This is a genomic window from Nocardiopsis coralliicola, from assembly GCF_054779695.1.
In genome coordinates this window covers 421,740-437,312 of the sequence record NZ_BAAGXT010000001.1, presented here as the reverse complement: position 1 = coordinate 437,312, position 15,573 = coordinate 421,740, and the positions used below count along the sequence as shown (strand labels likewise).

Sequence of the window (15,573 nt, the reverse complement as noted above, 5' to 3'; positions counted from 1 at the left end):
GGGCGGCGCGGGCCGCCACCGGGGCACTGCGGCACTGCTCCCTGCGGGCGCCTGGGAGTGAGCGGTGTCCGGACTCCGTCCCAGCCAGCGCACTGGAACAATACTTGTCCTGACACTTGAAACGATTCCCTATCTATCATAGGTTCAGTTCCATGATCGAGGATCTGGTCGACGCCGCCGTCCGGGCCGCCCGCACCCGCAACCAGGACGTTGCCGCCGTACCGCTGCCCGCGATCGCGGAGGCCGCCGGAATCTCCCGGAGCACCCTTCTGCGACGCCTGGGCGGCTCGCGCGCCGCACTGGACGCGGCGGTACGGCGATCCGGCATCGACCCGGGCGGTCGGCCGCCGGTCCGCGAGCGAGCGGTCAGCGCGGCGGCGCGGGTCATCGCCCGGGAAGGCATCGGCGATCTGACGCTGGATGCCGTCGCCGCCGACGCGCAGTGCTCCGTCCCCAGCCTGCACACCGCATTCGGCGGGCGCGACGGACTCCTCGCGGCGGTGTTCGAGCGCTATGGGCCGCTGCCCGCCGTCGAGCGGCTGGCCGCCGATCCCCCGGCCGACCTGGAGTCCGCCGTCCACGCGCTGCACCGGGCGGTCATCGCCGCCTTCCGCCAGGACCCCAGCGTCCTCCCCGGGCTGCTCGCCGAGGTGACAGCCCGTCCGAACACTCCGATCGCACAGATGTCGAAGAGCTCCTTCCCGCAGCTCTTCCAGGCATTCGGCCGCATCCTGCTCCCGCACGTCGCAGCGGGCCGGATCCGCCCTATCCCGCTACCGCTGCTGATCCAGGCGCTCATCGCGCCGATCGTGCTCCACCTGGCGCTCCGCCCCACACTCGAACCCGCGATCGGCGACGCCCTGCCCGACCTGGAGGCGTCCGCCGAGGAGTTCGCCCGAATGTTCCTGCGGGCCGTGGCCACCGACCCGCCCGCCCGATGAACACTGAGGAGTCACACCATGCGCTCCCGATCCGCCGCTGCCTACGGAAGCATCCTGTTCTTCATCATCGCGCCCGGTACCGTCGTCGGCCTGCTGCCCTGGCTGATCACCCGATGGCAGTTCCATCAGCCGCTGCCGTTCTGGTGGGCAGCCCAGGCACCGGGGGCACTGCTGATCGCCGGCGGGGTCGCAGTCCTCGTCAGCGCCTTCGTCCAGTTCGTCCGCGCCCGCGGGGTTCCGGCTCCGGTGGCCCCCACTGAGCACCTGGTCGTCGAGGGCCCCAACCGCCGGGTCCGCAACCCCATGTATGTGGCGATCGCGGCGGCGCTGATCGGGCAGGCGCTGCTCTTCGGCTCGGTGTGGATGCTGCTCTACGCCGCCGCGGTCACCGCAGGGTTCATGGCCTTCGTGCGCTTCTACGAAGAGCCGACCCTGGCACGGCAATTCGGCGACGATTACGCCCAGTACCGGCGCAACGTGCCCGGGTGGGTCCCGCGCCTGCACGCCTGGTCCCCGTGAACCTGACCGCCGGCGGCTGGTCTTCTCCGTGGAGCGGATCAGCCGCCGGCGCCGGCCTTGCGGGCCCGGAACGCCGCGGCCTTGGCCCGGTTCTGGCAGGCGGTGGAGCAGAAGCGGCGGGTGCCGTTGCGGGAGGTGTCGGCGAAGACGCGGTCGCACTGTCCCGCCGATCGAGCGCTGGGACTCCCAGCAGGAGGGTTCATCCCCGACCGCGAAGAGCGCTTCGCCGTCCTGGCGATGCGGTCGCCGCCGCTCTGGACGGCACCGACGCACCCGTCCTGGTCGACCTGGGCTGCGGCCCGGGCTCACTGACCGCGCGGCTGGCCCAACGCCTTCCCGGCGCGGTCTTCATCGGCGTCGACGCCGACCCTCTGCTCCTCGCACTCGCCCGCACCCGCTATGGCGATACCGCCACCTGGATCCAGGCCGACCTCGCCGACCCGGAGTGGATCACCGTGCTGCCCGGGACGATCCACGCCGCGGTGTCCTCCACCGCGCTGCACTGGATGGATCGCGACTCCCTGGCCGCCCTGTACACGGCGCTCGCGGCCCGCACTGCACCCGGTGGCGTCTTCGCCAACGCCGACCACATGCCGCTGCCCGACCGCCTCACTGCCCTCTCCGCCCCCGCCTCTCCCCCGCCTCCGCCCACCACCACGGCACCAACGCCCTCACCACCGCCGACCACACCCGCCTCCTCCACACCGCCGGCTACATCTCCGCCGCCCCGCTCTGGCAGACCGCCGACGACCACATCATCGCCGCGATCCGCTGAGGCGGCCGGCGTGTGGGTCACACCTGAGGCACCCCGAGGAGGGAGAAAAAGAAGTTGGTGTCGGGGTCGACCGAATAGAACACCGCGCCCCGCAGGCCGCGCGTCGCGAGAACGCGGTAGGTGTTGCGCACGAGGTGGTGGAACTCAGCCTGACCGCGAGCCTTCGCACCCGGATCGTGGCTCCGCTCCATCCAGGAAATCCATCGGTCGCGCCCCCAGACAAGATCCGGCCCGAATATCACGCCCGCGTAGTCGTATTCGAACCCTTGGGCCGTGTATACGCATCCGACCTGACCTGCACCGCGGGGGTCGGTCGCCCAGTAGTCGGAGGACGGAGCGCCGGGCGCCGAATAGTCCGGCTTCACGTTCCAGGGACGCCGCCAATCTCCGATGACCACCTCTTCCACCAGGGTTCCGTCCTTGTTCGGAGGACTCCACGGCCAGCAGTAGCCTGCAGCTATGCGAGCCCGCATCCCCTGCTGCGCCTTCCCCTGAAGGAATTCCTCCATCTGCTGGGGCGATTCTGCTACGCGAAGGTCAAATGACTGGGGCGCAGACCACTGTCCAGGCCCTTCCGGGACGAATCCCATGAGCCGATCCACCCACTCCAGATACTCCGGTGATCCATTGCAACGGAACTGACGGCGTAGGTCGATCCTCTGCACACCAACGCCAAGATCACGCGCGGCCGCCTCGATGACATCGGGTCCTCCGATCTCGTTCGGACGGACCTGCTGGTTCTCGTCGAGGAAGAACACTGGAACTCGAGCGGCCCGGATCAGGCCTTTGGCCTGAAACATTGCCCCGGAGTCGTGGGCTGGGGCGCCCGGCTTGGTGCGGATCCGGTGCGCCTCGTCGGCGAGGAGGACGTCAACACTGTTCGGCGGGCTTGTTGCATACCCGTTGAAGTAGCCGAACGTACGATCGGAGCGCTCTCCCACCTCTCTTCTCAGGGTATTCGTAAATGACCGGCTCCCCGTGGCGTGTACCGTACTGACGCTCTCCTGGTAGAGAGTCCGCATTAGTTCCAGGGCAACGACGCTTTTTCCGGTTCCTGGGCCCCCCACGATGACCGCGACCTCCTTGAAGTCCCCGCTCCGGGACTGCGCGACCTGAGCCCGAACATGATCGTAGGCCGCCCTCTGCTCGTCCAGAAGCGTGAAGAGGGTGCGCCGCCCGAGCCCTTTCCCGGCCACGGACATGAGCGTCTCGGTCGGTTTTACTGGGGCTTCGAGAAGGTCTCGTGCGTACTGCTCGGCTCCTTCGGCAGCCAGTACCGACTCGAGTCTGCGTCGGAACTGCGGGCGCTCGTCGAGGCCATACATCTGGGCATGGCCCCGCATCTCATCGACTCCCGCGAGACCCTGCCTGCTCGGCCGGATCTCCTGCAGGGCACTGCCGGGGGCGTTGTGCAGGTTCGCGACGCAGTAGACCTCGGTGTCCCGCAGCAGGGGGATGAAGTCGTTGAGAACCTGACGGTAGCCCCAGACCTGGTTCACAGGGTGCACGACCTGAAGCTCAGCCGGATTGGTGAAGCTGACGAGTTCGGAGTAGGGCACGGGGACGGCTCGCGACCACTGCTTGTTCTCGACGACCACCACCGAGATCTCCTGGTGGCGCGGGTGCGATCCCACCAGCACCATGTCCATACGGATATCGGTCAGCGGGGTTGCCATCTCCAGCAGGACCTGGACCTCCCCCAAGCCTGCGTCGACCAGGAGCTCCACGACCGTGGGGATGCTGTTGCGCCATGATGCGACTTCGCCCCGGCTCGGAGCTGAGCCGTAGTGATCCCGGAACGCCCGCTCCATATTTCCGATGAGAAAATCACCAGATATATCCCGATTGAGTTCATTGGCAGATGCATGGTATAGGCAGTGCGAGCCCAATTCACCTCTCCTTGCGCACATCAATGGGAGCAGCAGGAAGGATCACGGGGCGATTCCCCGCACCGCGCCGCCTAAGTGCATTTCTTCCCCGCGTCAATCCGGAGGCTTCAAAGCCTTCCGATCGGACTATCCCTCAGGCTGCCAGAATTTTACGATCATCGCCCGGTTGGCTTCGGGCGGTTCAATCCGCTCGAACGAGCCGCCCGCAGACAGGTAAATGCAATCGATACCGTAGCGGTGGAGATAAGCGATCAGCCCGTCGTCCGGACGATCTGGGAAAAGCGCCGAAACCCGGTCCGGAGGTTCGGGCGCGTGAGGGGCGTAGTCGAGTAGCTGAGCCAGCGCCGCACGCACGTACTGGCGACTGCTTCCGCTCTTGGCCTCGATCAACTCCACCTCCGCAGATCGCCGAAGGTAGAGGTCGCTGATGCCAGCCGAGCTGCTGGTCCGCTTTGCAGGTACGTCGTGGAGTGTGCCCATGTAGGCGTCGAGAAGAAGCCCTTCCGCGCGGCGCAGGGTGATGCCGCCAGCGGCCTTCTCGTAGGTGGTGGTGCGCGTACGGACGCGCTCAGGGTCGATTACCTTGGCCGATTGCAGGAAGCGTTCCGCTGTCTTTTCCTCTTGCTCGATCAGGTCGCGGAGCTGCTCCTCCGGCGAACCGACCTCGATACCGAGCCCTTCGAGGAGGATCTGGCCCAGCTCGTCGGATAGTACGCGCATTCCCATGAAATTGTCTTTGGATTTGAACCCGGGAAGGGCCCACACCGCTTCATAGCCGATACCAATCCATTCGAACGCCGTAAGGGAGTAGACGTTGCACCAGCTCCCCTTTTCCGGGTCCGGCCGCCACAGCGTATCGGCAAACTCTGCATTCTCGATAATCACGCCGATGCGGCCCACTGCGCGCATCTTCTTTTTTCCCGTGAAAACCACAATATCGCCGGTACGCAGCTTGGCCATGTTGCGGTCCTGTACCTTGGGTGTGCCCCAGAACTTCGCCCGCTTGTTCGGATGCAGGTCAGTGAGCAGCCTCCGCTGCTCGTCGGTGAGCGCCCCGTCGCGCTCGGGCGTAGAGAAATCCACCTCCTTGTCGAGCGTCAGAGTCCAGTTGTACTGAGCTGCAGCGTTTCCATAAGATGGCTGGATGGCGACGGTGACCAAGGAGGGGAATCCTTTCCGTGTCGGGCGACCAGTCTATTGCCGCCACCTGGCCGCCTCATCGCCCTGAGTCTTGGGGCCGGACTCTGAAGCACTTCAGCTACCACGGAAAGGACAGGTCAGAAGCCGCGCAAGCGACTGCGGCCCAGCTGCAGCACCTACCGATGCCGCTCGGCGTTCACCCCGCGCCCAGGAAGAAGTCCGGTGTGATCGGCAGGGCGCGGGGGCGGCGGGCGGTGGCGTGGGATGCGGCGTTGGCGATGGCGGCGGCGGCGCCGACGATGCCGATCTCTCCGGCGCCGCGGGAGGCGGTGGGGCCGGCGAGGGGGTCGGGGCCGTCGAGCCAGAAGGCGTCGATGGAGCCGATGTCGGCGTTAGCGGCGACGTGGTACTCGGCGAGGTCGTGGTTGACGACGTGGCCGAGTTGCGGGTCCAGCGCGCCGTGCTCGTGCAGCGCCATAGACAGGCCCATGGTCATGCCGCCGATGAACTGCGAGCGGACCGTGCGGGGGTTGATGACGCGTCCGACCGAGAAGACCCCGAGCAGGCGGGGCACGCGGATCTCGCCGGTGTCGGCGTCGACGTGGACCTCGGCGAAGTGCGCGCCGAAGGAGTACATGGCGTAGCGGTCCTTGTCCGGGCCGCTCTCGGCCGCGGCCTTCTCCTCCGTGCCCGGCGCGGGCGAAGTGCCGTGCCTGCGGCGGAACGCCGCCACCGCCGCAGTGATCGCCATCCCCCACGAGGTGGTGCCGGACGAGCCGCCCGCGACGCTGGCCGTGGGGAAGTCGGTGTCGCCCAGCCGGAGGCGGACCGCGCCCAGCGGGCGCTCCAGGGCGTCGGCGGCGATCTGGGCGAGGGCGGTGCGGGCTCCGGTGCCGATGTCGGCGGCGCCGATGGAGACCGTGTAGCGGCCCTCGCCGTCGTGGCGGACCAAGGCGGCCGAGCCCGGGATGGCCAGGTGCGGGTAGACGGCCGCGGCGACGCCGGTACCGGTGAACCGGCGGCCGCGGCGGTGCGGCCCCGGCCGGTGGTCGCGCTGGTCCCACCCGAACCGGCGCGCGCCCTCGCGCAGGCACTCCACCAGGCGCCGGTCGGCCCACGGCAGACCGCTCTCGGGGTCGCGCTCGGGGTCGTTCCGCACCCGCAGCTCCACCGGGTCGATGCCGCAGGCCTGGGCCAGTTCGTCCATCGCCGACTCCAGGGCGAACATCCCCGGCGCCTCGCCCGGGGCGCGCATCCAGAACGGCACCGGCACGTCGAGGGCAGCGAGCCGGTGCCGGGTCCGGCGGTGCGGAGCGGCGTACATCATGCGCGTGCAGGTCGCGGTCTGCTCGGCGAACTCCATGACGGTGGAGGTCTGCTCGACTGACTCGTGCGCCACGGCCTGCAGCCGTCCCTGCGCATCGGCGCCCAGGCGCACCCGCTGCAGCGTCGGCGTCCGGTAGCCGGCGAGGGAGAACATCTGCTGGCGGGTGAGCGCCAGCCGGACCCACCGGCCGGGGTGCACGCGCGCTGCGAGCGCGGCCAGGACAACGTGGGGGTGGGCGGTGCCCTTGCTGCCGAATCCGCCGCCGACGTGCGGCGCGATGACGCGGATGCTGGCGGGATCCAGGCCCAGGACCGGGGCGATGACGGTGCGGACGGTGTGCGGGCCCTGGGTGGAGTCGTACAGCGTCAGCTGGTCCGGGCCGGTCTCCCACAGCGCCACCGTGGTGTGCGGCTCCATCGGGTTGTTGAACTCATACGGCGTGGAATAGGTGTGGTCGATGGCGACCGGGGCCTGCGCGAGCGCCGCTTCGACGTCACCGGTGTCGGTGTCGGATTCGGCGCCGGCGTTGACGGCGTCGGGCCGGTACAGGTCGGCGCGGTCGGCGTCGAGCACGACGTCGTGGGGGTGCTCGTCGTAGTCGATGCGCACCAGCGATGCGGCGCAGCGGGCCTGCTCCGCGGTGTCGGCGACGACGGCGGCCGCGATCTGGCCGCGGAAGGCGACCTCGCCCGACTGCAGGACGGCGAGGCGCCGCTCGGCTCCGTCTGCGAGGCGGGGCGCGTTCTCCGGGGTCAGGACGGCGCGCACACCGGCTGCGGCTTCAGCCGCCGCAGTGTCGGTGGCGCGGACAGAGCCGCGGGCGATCGCGGCCTGGACCACGTGCACATGGAGCGGGTCGGGCACGGGGTGGTCGGCGGCGTAGGGGGCTGCACCGGTGACCTTGGCTACAGCGTCGCTGCGCGGGATCGGGCTGCCGATGGACGGGGTCATCGCGCGTCCTCCCCTGCGCCGGCCAGTTCCCGCAGTGCGGCGACCAGCGCCCCGGCGGCCATCGGCGGTTTGAAGGCCGTTCCGGGCGAGGTCGGGGCTCCGGCCAGCTCTGCCTCGGCGGCGGCGCGGAACGCCGCCTCATCCGCGGGTGCACCGCGCAGGGCCGCCTCGGCCGCATGCGCGCGCCGGGGGCCGTGCGCCAGGCCGCCGAAGGCGATGCGGGCGTCGGTGACCGCACCGTCCTCGGTGGCCAGCGCCGCGGCGACCGAGACGAGGGCGAAGGCGAAGGACGCGCGCTCGCGCACCTTCCGGTAGGTGGAGCGGGCGGCGATCGGCAGCGGCGGGAGGTCGACGGCGGTGATCAGTTCGCCGTGGTGCAGGACGGTATCGCGCTCGGGCTCGGCTCCGGGCGCGCGGTAGAGGCCGGCGACGGGAACGGTGCGCTCGCCGTCGGGGCCGAGCAGGTGCACCTGCGCGTCCAGCGCGGCCAGGGCGACCGCCATGTCGGAGGGGTGCGCGGCGACGCAGTGGTCCGAGGTGCCGAAGACCGCGTTGTAGCGCTCATAGCCGCCGCGGGCGGGGCAGCCGGAGCCGGGCAGGCGCTTGTTGCAGGGCGAGGAGGCGTCTTGGAAGTAGACGCAGCGGGTCCGCTGCAGCAGGTTGCCGGCCGTGGTGGCCAGGTTGCGGATCTGCCCGGAGGCGCCGGAGAGCACCGCGGCGGCCAGCGCCGGGTACTCGCGGCGCACGTCGGGGTGGGCGGCGAGGTCGGCGTTGGAGAGCGCTGGCCCCAAGCGCAGGCCGCCGGAGGGCAGGCGCTCCACGCCGCCGGGCAGGTGGGAGACGTCGACCAGTGTTTCGGGCGCGGTGATGCCGAGTTTGAGGTGGTCGACGAGGTTGGTTCCGGCACCGAGGAACACCGCGCCCGCATCGCCGGCGACGGCGGCGACCGCAGAGGGCGCATCGTCGGCGCGCCGGTAGGCGAACGGCTTCATTCCGCGGCCTCCCGTAGCGCGGCGACGATCCCGGTGTAGGCGCCGCAGCGGCAGAGGTTGCCGCTCATGCGCTCGCGGATCTCGTCGTCGGTGAGCTCCACCGGCCCGGTGGGGCTGCCGGCCGCGCTGGGGCGGCCCTGGGCGAGCTCGTCGAGCATCCCTACGGCCGAGCAGACCTGGCCCGGCGTGCAGAACCCGCACTGCAGCGCATCGTGGTCGACGAACGCCTGGGCGACGGGGTGCAGCTCCCCTTCCGGCGCCAGGCCGGCGGCCGTGGTGACCTCGGCGCCGTCATGGGCGACTGCGAGCGGCAGGCAGCTGATGGCGCGGCGGCCGTCGATGAGCACGGTGCACGAGCCGCACTGGCCGTGGTCGCAGCCCTTCTTCGGCGCGGTGGCGCCGAGCCGGTCGCGCAAGGCGTCCAGCAGCGTCGTGCGGGTGTCGACGGTCGCGGTCCTCCTGCGGCCGTCGACGACCACGGTGATGTCGGCTTCCACGGATACCCCCCTGCCGTGTTCCTACCGGTGCTGCGAGCACCTTCCCCCGCCCTAACCCGCTGTGCGCGCAGTCAAACAGAGAGTGCCCGAATCCGGGGCGAGGATGTGCACGACGCATTCCTCCCGCCAGAATGGCCACAAGATCCGTCCGGGAGTGGGAGGCGCACCGTGGAACCGACACCGGGAACGCACGAGCCGACGGGGTGGGACTCGGCGGCCCGCGGTGTGCTGCAGCTGCCGTCGGGGCTGCTGGTCCGGGCGCGGGGGCTGCGGGATCCGGCACCGGACGGGCCCGAGCCGGAGTACGGGGTCTACCTGCTGGGCGCACCGCCGCCGCGGGTAGCCTGGCAGCAGCGGTGGGTGCAGTGGGCCGACTTCTGGGTCCCGTCGGACCCGCGCGACCTGGCCGCGGCGCTCGCGGCAGCCCGGCGCCGCGCACGCCGGGGCCGCGTCGAGATCGCCTGCTGGGGCGGCCGAGGCCGGACCGGCACGGCCCTGGCCTGCCTCGCCGCGCAAGACGGCCTCTCCCCCGCCGGCGCCGTCGCCTACATCCGCGCCCAGGGAATCCCGCACGCGGTGGAGTCGCCGCCGCAGCGCGCCTTCATCGCCCGCTTCGCCCGCCGCGCTCGCCTCACCGATTCCCCTTCTGCACCGCCGATGCGGTAGAGTCCCCACGTCGGCAACGCCGCGGGACGTAGCGCAGTTTGGTAGCGCACTTGACTGGGGGTCAAGGGGTCGTGGGTTCAAATCCCGCCGTCCCGACGCAGGTCAGAAGGGGGATCCGAGGCTCTCGGGTCCTCCTTTTCGCGTCCGGTGGGGTTGTGGGTGGGGTTGAAGGGTTTTCACGTTCCGGCTCCTCGCAGGATCGCCTCCATCGGCCCCGCAGCCGAACGGCGCACCGGCCGCAGCTGCCGGCGGTAGACCCGCTCGGTCGTATCGGTGCCGTCATGGCCCACCAGCAGTGAGATCTCCTCGATCCCCACACCGTGGTCCGACAGCAGCGACACGAAGGTGTGCCGCAGTTCGCGTGCGGTCCACTCTGAGGCGTTGAGCCCGGCCGATTTCATGATCTGGCGCAGCCCCCGCAGGACGTTGTGCTGGTGCCGCGGTCGTCAACGAAGCCGCCCTGCATCGCGCTGTTGGCAACCCTCAGATCGTGCGCCGCCAGCTCAGCCATCTCTTGGAAGTCAGCGAGTACGACGCAGTCGAGCTGCGCGTACTCCCCTTCTCAGCGGGAGCCCACACGGGAATCGAGGGAAGCTTCGTGCACCTGCGCTTCCCCGACATCATCGATGGCCTGCCCTCCGGCGAGGTCGTCTACATCGAGCACGCCACCGGTTCGGTCTTCCTCGAATCCCCCGAGGACACAACTCAGTCCGCCGCACTCCACCAAGCGGTCCGCGATACGGCACTCGGGGCAGACACCACTCGCGACCTCATCAACTCCCTACTGCGGAGCGAGTACCCGCTAGAAAGCAGGGTCACGTGAACAGCCCAATGCCCCACTGGAGAACGTCCAGCTACAGCGGAGGGGGTGAATGCGTAGAGATCGGTGACCTTCCGAATGGCACCCAGATGTTGCGTGACAGCAAGCACCCCCAATTCCGGCAGGATCGAGCTGACCGCCGCTGAGTGGAGCGCGTTCATCAGGAAGGTCGCTGCCGAGTAGCGGCAATGTTCCCTCCCGGCAGGCGCGAGTGGCGCTGTCCTGCTAACGCCTGTTCCTCACCCCACCCTGCGTCCGAGCACCGAATGGGTTCTCAGGTAACTACTACCGTTGCTGGCAGAGAAGACCGCGGTTTCGCCACTCACGTCTGCCGCAGCATGACATGATCGGATTGTGATCCTTCCAGTGCGTTGAACGCTTCCAGGATCGCGTCGGGCACGCTACCGGTGAGGTTTTGCGATCCCTCCAGGGATGATCAGGTCCTACGACAGGTCGATGCGTATGTGGGATGCCGACACCTGCGAGGAAAGGGGGGTCGTCGGCATGCACCGTGACCGTGTGACCAGTGTGGACTGGACTTCTGACGCGCGCCTGGTGGTGTCGGGCTCGCACGATGCAACGGCCCTGGCCGGACGGTTCTCACCACAAGTTCGTCCGCTGAACCAGAGGCCTCACCCCGGCATGCCCCCGCTGACTTGAGTGACTCTTCTTGGGCGCCGGGTGGGCCCGCGCCGTGGCCTGAGCGCCGAACAGGAACCGCCAGCACCAAGGTCTCGGACAGCGCATCCCGGCACAGTACGGCGGCCATGGCCGTCCTCGGGCTGCTCGGCGACGGCGGCGGCGAGGCGACGGTGGGGCTCGGCGGAATCACCGAGGACCATGGTGCGGGTTGCTCATCGACTGCGTACGCAGTGCGTGCGCCCGCGGTAGTTCTTCGGCTGGCAACAGTCACGGTTGCCCCGGCTCCCTACCAAAGTGGGGTCCAGGTGGGGTTGAAAGAGGGGCGCCCGTAGGCGCCCCTCGATGACCGGTCCCGTACTTCAGCGGCCGGAAAAGCCGGTCCGGCCTGGGGTTTCACGGACTTCAGTGACTTCTGACGACTCGCCCTGACCGTGGCAATCGTGCCTCAGCGTCAAGTTCGGCATGCTGCTCACCCCCGGGGCCCACATGGCCGGCCAGGAAAACCCGTCCGGCGTCGGTGAAGAACTTCCTGACCCACACGCTGACGCGGCTGGGCCGTGACCCCGTGGCCCACCTGCAGATCGAGTACTCGCTGTTCTCCCGCGCGGTGGAGGACGGGGGCCTACTCGCCCTGCGCGAGTCCGGCGTCGGCATGACGGCCTACAGCGTGCTCAGTCGCGGGATGCTGTCCAGACACTGGACAGCGGAGAGCGGCGGACCACGCGCCATCCGTTGCGGCACGGTCAAGGCTTCCGGGGCGGCCGACGCCGCCACGACCGATCACCGGCCGCCGCCTCAGTTCCTTGGCGGGGACGGAGCCAGGTCAGCGAATGCGTCGAGGACGAAGCCGGCGGGTCCCGCCCTCAGCCTCTACGGGACCTGACGGGTCACGCCGCGCCGTGCGTGCAGGGGCGGCGGTGACCTCGGAGCCGCCACCGCCGTGTTCTCCCGGCACCGGTGCCCGCCAACCCGACAGCGGATGCTTCGCCGCCCGGAAAGTGGGCGTGGCGCCACCCCGTCGCCGCTGGGCCCGTCCTCTCCGAGGGCGGGGAGGACAGGCCCAGCCGTCACACGGAGCGCAGGAGGGAGTCGCGCTCGGCCGCCCAACGGGTGAACACCTCGTCGTAGCGGGCGGTGCGCCCGGGATCGGGGTGTACCGCCACGAGGCTCAGGCCCAATTGGTCCCTCGCCTCGCCGAGGGTCTGCACCTCGCCCACGCCGACGAGCGCCAGCGCCGCCGACCCAAGCAGGGTGACGTCGGGGTCGCTGGCGACGTAGACCACCCGCCCGAGGACGTCGGCCCGCATCTGTGCCACATGCCCGGAGCGCGCCGAGCCGCCCGCGAATATCAGCGGCAGCGCACGGTCGGGGTCCAAGACGTCAGCCCCCTCGCGCACGGTGAAGCCGGCCCCTTCCTGTGCCGCCCGCAGCAGCTCCGCCGGCCCGTGGCCCAAGTCCTGTCCGACGGCCGCGCCCCGCGCTTCAGAGCGCCAACGGGGAAACCGCTCGCCAGACAGGCACGGGAAGACCAGCAGGCCCCTGCTGCCCGGGGGCACGGCGCGCAGGCCCTCCTCGTCCACGGCGCCGACCAGCGACCGCCACCGAGCGACCGCGCCCCCGGTCATCCCGGTCGCTCCGCCCGCTGTCCACTTCCCGGGCACCATGGCGGGGTTGACGACGGCGCCGCTCCCGGCTCGGGCGGGATCGTCTACGAGGCGGCCCATGACGTCGGTCGTGCCCGCCACATCGGCGATCGCCGAACCGCTGTCGCCCAGGAGCACACCGATTCCCACCGAACCGTCGGGCCCCCCGCACACGAGCGGGGTCCCCTCCGGCAGGCCGGTCCGTTGGGCGCCCGGACCGTGCAGCTCGCCGAGCACGGCGCTGGGCTCGGCCTGTGGCGCGAACCAGGACTCCGGGACGCCGAGAGTCCGCAGGGGCCCGCTCTGCCAGGTCCTGGTCGACACGTCGGAGGCAAGGGTGTAGGCGGCGTTGACCGTGTCCCAGGCCAGGTGCCCGGTCAGCTGGGCCACCAGGAAGTCCTTGGGGCTGAGCAGCGCGTGGACACGATCCGCGGTTCCGGACGCCTTCAATGCCAGGGCGAGGGGCAGCGCCCCGCCCGCAAGAGCGGGGCGTCGCGCTGCAGCGAGCACCGCTTCGCGCGCCTTCTCCGGGGTCCCCCGGAGAAGATCCAGACCGCGGGTGTCGGACCACCCTCCCGCGGGCAGCATCGGATCGAGACCGGCGTCCACGGCGACGGTGCCGATATGGGCCGAGATGCAGAGCGCGCGCGGCTGAGACTCCACGGCCAGTTCGCGCAGGGCCGCACAGACATCGTCGAGGAGCTGGGCGGCGTCGAAGAGGTCGCCCACACCCGAAATGCGCGCGACCCGTGCGGAGCGCAGCAGCTGTCCCGACAAGCCGAAAAGCCCGGAGCGCACGGCGGAGGTGCCGACGTCGACAGCGACGACAGCGGGTTCGTGAGCGCTCATTCGGCGTCGATCCGCAGCAGCAGGGGGAACTCGGGCAGCGTCCAGCTGTTCGTGTACTCTATGGCGCGCTCAGCGTCGGAGTAGGTGACGCGCAGGGAGTGCAGCACCGCCCCTCCCTCCTTTGCCGAGAGCAGTTCGGCCTCCACGCTGCTGAGCAGCGCAGCCGTCATGGTCTGATTGGCCCAGCGGAGTTTCAGACCGTGACGTTCCGTCAGGGTGCGGTAGAGGGAGCCGTCCACCAGCGGCTCCCGCGCCAGTCCGGGCGCGACGGCGTAGGGGATCCAGGCGTCCTGGACCGCCGCGGCGACCCCGTCCACCAGGCGCAGGCGCCTGATCCGGTTCACCGCGGCGTCGGCCTCCAGCCCTAGCCCGTCGGCGACCTCCTTGGGAGCTTTCTCCTCGGAGGCGGTGAGGATCTGGCTGGTCACGGCCTCGTCCGCCGACACGAGTTCCTCGGCGAAGGAGCGGAGCCGGTTGAGCCGCCGCCCCCGCCGGTTCTCCCGCACGAACGTGCCGCTCCCGCGCTTGCGGACGACCAGCTCGTCGGCGAGGAGCAGGTCGAGGGCCTGCCGCACGGTCATGCGGCTCACCTGGTACCGACGGGCGAGTTCGGGCTCGCTCTCCAACTGCGATCCGACTTGCAGGTCGCCGGAGGCGATCTGGGCGGATAGATCGTGGTAGATCACCTGGTAGCGGGCGTTTCCCGGCATCAGATGACGCCTTCTTCGCGGAGCTGTCGGATGTCCTGGTCACTCATCCCCAGAACGGTCCCATACACGTACTCGTTGTCCTCTCCCGCCTGCGGGGGCGCCTTGCGCACCGTGGGCGGTGACTTCTCCATGTGGATGGGGTTGTTCGGCAGACGGATGGTCCCCAGGGAGGGGTGCTCAGTCTCGACAATCATGCCACGCGCCGCCAGTTGCGGTGAGGCGGCGGCTTCGCGGACGCTGGCGACGTTGGCGTAGGGCACGCCGGCGCCGTCGAGCCGACCCCCGATCTCGTCCCGGGTGAGCCCGCCCGCCCAGGCCTGGATGGCCTCCTCCAGAGTTTCTTGGTCGGCCATCCGTCCCTCCACCGTGGCGTAGCGCGGTTCCGCGGCCAGGTCCGAACGCCCCATCTCGGCACACAGCTTCGGAAACAGCGAGGCTGTCCCGGCCTGGATGTAGATCGGCCCGTCCGCCGCCTCGTAGACGTTGACCGGGGCGGTCAGCAGGTCTCGTGAGCCCGATCGGGGCATCTCCAGCCCGAGCATGAGTTCCGCGATCAGGCGTGTACCCAGCGCGGAGAACATGGTGTCGTAGCTGGCGACGTCGACCAGCTGGCCCTCGCCTGTGCGCTCGCGATGGGCCAGCGCGGCCAGGGCGCCGATCGCTCCCTGGTAGCCGGTCGTGTAGTCGGCGATGTAGGTCCCGCTGAGCGTGGGCTTGCCGTTGGGCTCACCGGTCATGCTCATCAGGCCGGAGGATGCCTGCGAGATCGCGTCGAAGAGAGCCCGGCGGGAGTCCGGCCCGGTCTGGCCGAAGCCGGAGATCGAGACCAGGATGACGGACTCGTTGAGCTCCTTCATACGCTCGTAGCCCAGCCCCATCGCCTCTATGGTGCCGGGCCGGAAGTTCTCCACCACGACATCGGCCCAACGGACCAGGTCCTCCAGAATCCTCAGGGCGCGCGGGTGGCGAGTGTCCAGGGTCGCGGCCTGCTTGTTCCGGTGGTAGAGAAACATGTAGATGCTCTCGCCCTGCCAGTACGGGCCGTGGTGCCGTGAGTCCTCGCCTGCGGGGCGCTCCACCTTGACCACGTCGGCGCCGAAGTCGCCGAGGATCTGTGCGCACAGCGGGCCCGCGATGAAGCGGGACAGGTCCAGGACCTTCACCCCGTCGAGCGGCCCCGGGCCCTTCTCGGTACCGTGCTGTTCCATGTCG

16 protein-coding genes, 1 tRNA gene and 2 pseudogenes are annotated in these 15,573 nt (G+C 69.9%); 9 read left to right on the top strand and 10 right to left on the bottom strand.

Annotated elements, in window-relative coordinates; genetic code table 11:
- Positions 1-152: 152 nt before the first annotated feature.
- Entirely contained in the window at positions 153-941 is a 789-nt protein-coding gene (locus ACYVGT_RS01810; protein WP_460854564.1) for a TetR/AcrR family transcriptional regulator, read from the top strand.
- An 18-nt stretch (positions 942-959) separates the two neighbouring features.
- On the top strand, positions 960-1,460 hold the full coding sequence (locus ACYVGT_RS01805) for a methyltransferase family protein (protein WP_460854563.1): 501 nt from the start codon (positions 960-962) through the stop codon (positions 1,458-1,460).
- 38 nt (positions 1,461-1,498) lie between these two features.
- Here ACYVGT_RS01805 and ACYVGT_RS01800 read toward each other — a convergent pair whose 3' ends face one another.
- Positions 1,499-1,663: a CGNR zinc finger domain-containing protein gene (locus ACYVGT_RS01800; protein WP_460854562.1), complete on the bottom strand. Its 165-nt coding sequence runs from the start codon at positions 1,661-1,663 to the stop codon at positions 1,499-1,501.
- Between ACYVGT_RS01800 and ACYVGT_RS01795 the strand changes: the two are divergent.
- Positions 1,619-1,975: pseudogene (locus ACYVGT_RS01795) on the top strand (class I SAM-dependent methyltransferase); the annotation flags it as partial. The gene ACYVGT_RS01800 and the pseudogene ACYVGT_RS01795 overlap by 45 nt on opposite strands.
- Positions 1,976-2,252: 277 nt before the next feature.
- Here ACYVGT_RS01795 and ACYVGT_RS01790 read toward each other — a convergent pair.
- From ACYVGT_RS01790 to ACYVGT_RS01770, 5 genes are all read right to left on the bottom strand, one after another.
- A complete protein-coding gene (locus tag ACYVGT_RS01790) occupies positions 2,253-3,962 on the bottom strand; it encodes a DUF2075 domain-containing protein (protein ID WP_460854561.1) in 1,710 nt (569 codons plus the stop codon).
- 288 nt (positions 3,963-4,250) lie between these two features.
- A complete protein-coding gene (locus ACYVGT_RS01785) occupies positions 4,251-5,285 on the bottom strand; it encodes a hypothetical protein (protein ID WP_460854560.1) in 1,035 nt (344 codons plus the stop codon).
- Positions 5,286-5,460: 175 nt separating this feature from the next.
- Positions 5,461-7,542: a xanthine dehydrogenase family protein molybdopterin-binding subunit gene (locus ACYVGT_RS01780; protein WP_460854559.1), complete on the bottom strand. Its 2,082-nt coding sequence runs from the start codon at positions 7,540-7,542 to the stop codon at positions 5,461-5,463.
- Positions 7,539-8,534, bottom strand: a complete 996-nt coding sequence (locus ACYVGT_RS01775; protein WP_460854558.1) for an FAD binding domain-containing protein — start codon at positions 8,532-8,534, stop codon at positions 7,539-7,541. Before ACYVGT_RS01775 ends, ACYVGT_RS01780 begins: the two co-directional genes overlap by 4 nt.
- Positions 8,531-9,031 (bottom strand): (2Fe-2S)-binding protein, encoded by a 501-nt coding sequence (locus ACYVGT_RS01770; RefSeq protein ID WP_460854557.1) that lies wholly within the window; start codon positions 9,029-9,031, stop codon positions 8,531-8,533. The genes ACYVGT_RS01775 and ACYVGT_RS01770 overlap by 4 nt, the downstream gene beginning before the upstream one ends.
- Before the next feature lie 168 nt (positions 9,032-9,199).
- On the opposite strand from ACYVGT_RS01770, the gene ACYVGT_RS01765 reads away from it, so the two are divergent.
- On the top strand, positions 9,200-9,697 hold the full coding sequence (locus tag ACYVGT_RS01765) for a protein-tyrosine phosphatase family protein (RefSeq protein WP_460854556.1): 498 nt from the start codon (positions 9,200-9,202) through the stop codon (positions 9,695-9,697).
- A gap of 22 nt (positions 9,698-9,719) precedes the next feature.
- Positions 9,720-9,793: transfer RNA gene (locus tag ACYVGT_RS01760), tRNA-Pro, on the top strand.
- Positions 9,794-9,873: 80 nt separating this feature from the next.
- On the opposite strand, the pseudogene ACYVGT_RS01755 reads toward ACYVGT_RS01760, so the two are convergent.
- Positions 9,874-10,122, bottom strand: a pseudogene (locus ACYVGT_RS01755) (tyrosine-type recombinase/integrase); the annotation flags it as partial.
- Between the two features lie 65 nt (positions 10,123-10,187).
- Here ACYVGT_RS01755 and ACYVGT_RS01750 point away from each other — a divergent pair.
- From ACYVGT_RS01750 to ACYVGT_RS01735, 4 genes are all read left to right on the top strand, one after another.
- Complete coding sequence (locus tag ACYVGT_RS01750; RefSeq protein WP_460854555.1) at positions 10,188-10,520, top strand: Scr1 family TA system antitoxin-like transcriptional regulator; 333 nt, start codon at positions 10,188-10,190, stop codon at positions 10,518-10,520.
- A gap of 8 nt (positions 10,521-10,528) precedes the next feature.
- The gene (locus ACYVGT_RS01745; RefSeq protein ID WP_460854625.1) at positions 10,529-10,663 is read left to right on the top strand and encodes a DUF397 domain-containing protein; all 135 of its coding nucleotides are present in this window, start codon (positions 10,529-10,531) and stop codon (positions 10,661-10,663) included.
- Positions 10,664-10,949: 286 nt separating this feature from the next.
- Positions 10,950-11,177, top strand: a complete 228-nt coding sequence (locus tag ACYVGT_RS01740) for a hypothetical protein (protein WP_460854554.1) — start codon at positions 10,950-10,952, stop codon at positions 11,175-11,177.
- 499 nt (positions 11,178-11,676) lie between these two features.
- Positions 11,677-12,042: a hypothetical protein gene (locus tag ACYVGT_RS01735; protein ID WP_460854553.1), complete on the top strand. Its 366-nt coding sequence runs from the start codon at positions 11,677-11,679 to the stop codon at positions 12,040-12,042.
- 184 nt (positions 12,043-12,226) lie between these two features.
- Here ACYVGT_RS01735 and ACYVGT_RS01730 read toward each other — a convergent pair whose 3' ends face one another.
- From ACYVGT_RS01730 to ACYVGT_RS01720, 3 genes are read right to left on the bottom strand one after another with little or no spacing between them, the layout of a single operon-like run.
- Positions 12,227-13,651 carry a xylulokinase gene (locus ACYVGT_RS01730; RefSeq protein ID WP_460854552.1) on the bottom strand — a complete coding sequence of 475 codons (1,425 nt, stop codon included), beginning with the start codon at positions 13,649-13,651 and terminating at the stop codon, positions 12,227-12,229.
- Positions 13,648-14,361, bottom strand: a complete 714-nt coding sequence (locus tag ACYVGT_RS01725; protein WP_460854551.1) for a GntR family transcriptional regulator — start codon at positions 14,359-14,361, stop codon at positions 13,648-13,650. Before ACYVGT_RS01725 ends, ACYVGT_RS01730 begins: the two co-directional genes overlap by 4 nt.
- Entirely contained in the window at positions 14,361-15,569 is a 1,209-nt protein-coding gene (locus ACYVGT_RS01720) for a CaiB/BaiF CoA transferase family protein (protein ID WP_460854550.1), read from the bottom strand. The genes ACYVGT_RS01725 and ACYVGT_RS01720 overlap by 1 nt, the downstream gene beginning before the upstream one ends.
- Positions 15,570-15,573: the final 4 nt, after the last annotated feature.

What these genes read in the sequence shown, in the direction of transcription:
- ACYVGT_RS01725 (WP_460854551.1), bottom strand. Translation starts at nt 14,361, where the DNA reads ATGCCGGGAAACGCCCGCTACCAGGTGATCTACCACGATCTATCCGCC.
- ACYVGT_RS01810 (WP_460854564.1), top strand. Translation starts at nt 153, where the DNA reads ATGATCGAGGATCTGGTCGACGCCGCCGTCCGGGCCGCCCGCACCCGC.
- ACYVGT_RS01805 (WP_460854563.1), top strand. Translation starts at nt 960, where the DNA reads ATGCGCTCCCGATCCGCCGCTGCCTACGGAAGCATCCTGTTCTTCATC.
- ACYVGT_RS01720 (WP_460854550.1), bottom strand. Translation starts at nt 15,569, where the DNA reads ATGGAACAGCACGGTACCGAGAAGGGCCCGGGGCCGCTCGACGGGGTG.
- ACYVGT_RS01740 (WP_460854554.1), top strand. Translation starts at nt 10,950, where the DNA reads ATGATCAGGTCCTACGACAGGTCGATGCGTATGTGGGATGCCGACACC.
- ACYVGT_RS01775 (WP_460854558.1), bottom strand. Translation starts at nt 8,534, where the DNA reads ATGAAGCCGTTCGCCTACCGGCGCGCCGACGATGCGCCCTCTGCGGTC.
- ACYVGT_RS01780 (WP_460854559.1), bottom strand. Translation starts at nt 7,542, where the DNA reads ATGACCCCGTCCATCGGCAGCCCGATCCCGCGCAGCGACGCTGTAGCC.
- ACYVGT_RS01745 (WP_460854625.1), top strand. Translation starts at nt 10,529, where the DNA reads ATGCCCCACTGGAGAACGTCCAGCTACAGCGGAGGGGGTGAATGCGTA.
- ACYVGT_RS01730 (WP_460854552.1), bottom strand. Translation starts at nt 13,651, where the DNA reads ATGAGCGCTCACGAACCCGCTGTCGTCGCTGTCGACGTCGGCACCTCC.
- ACYVGT_RS01800 (WP_460854562.1), bottom strand. Translation starts at nt 1,663, where the DNA reads ATGAACCCTCCTGCTGGGAGTCCCAGCGCTCGATCGGCGGGACAGTGC.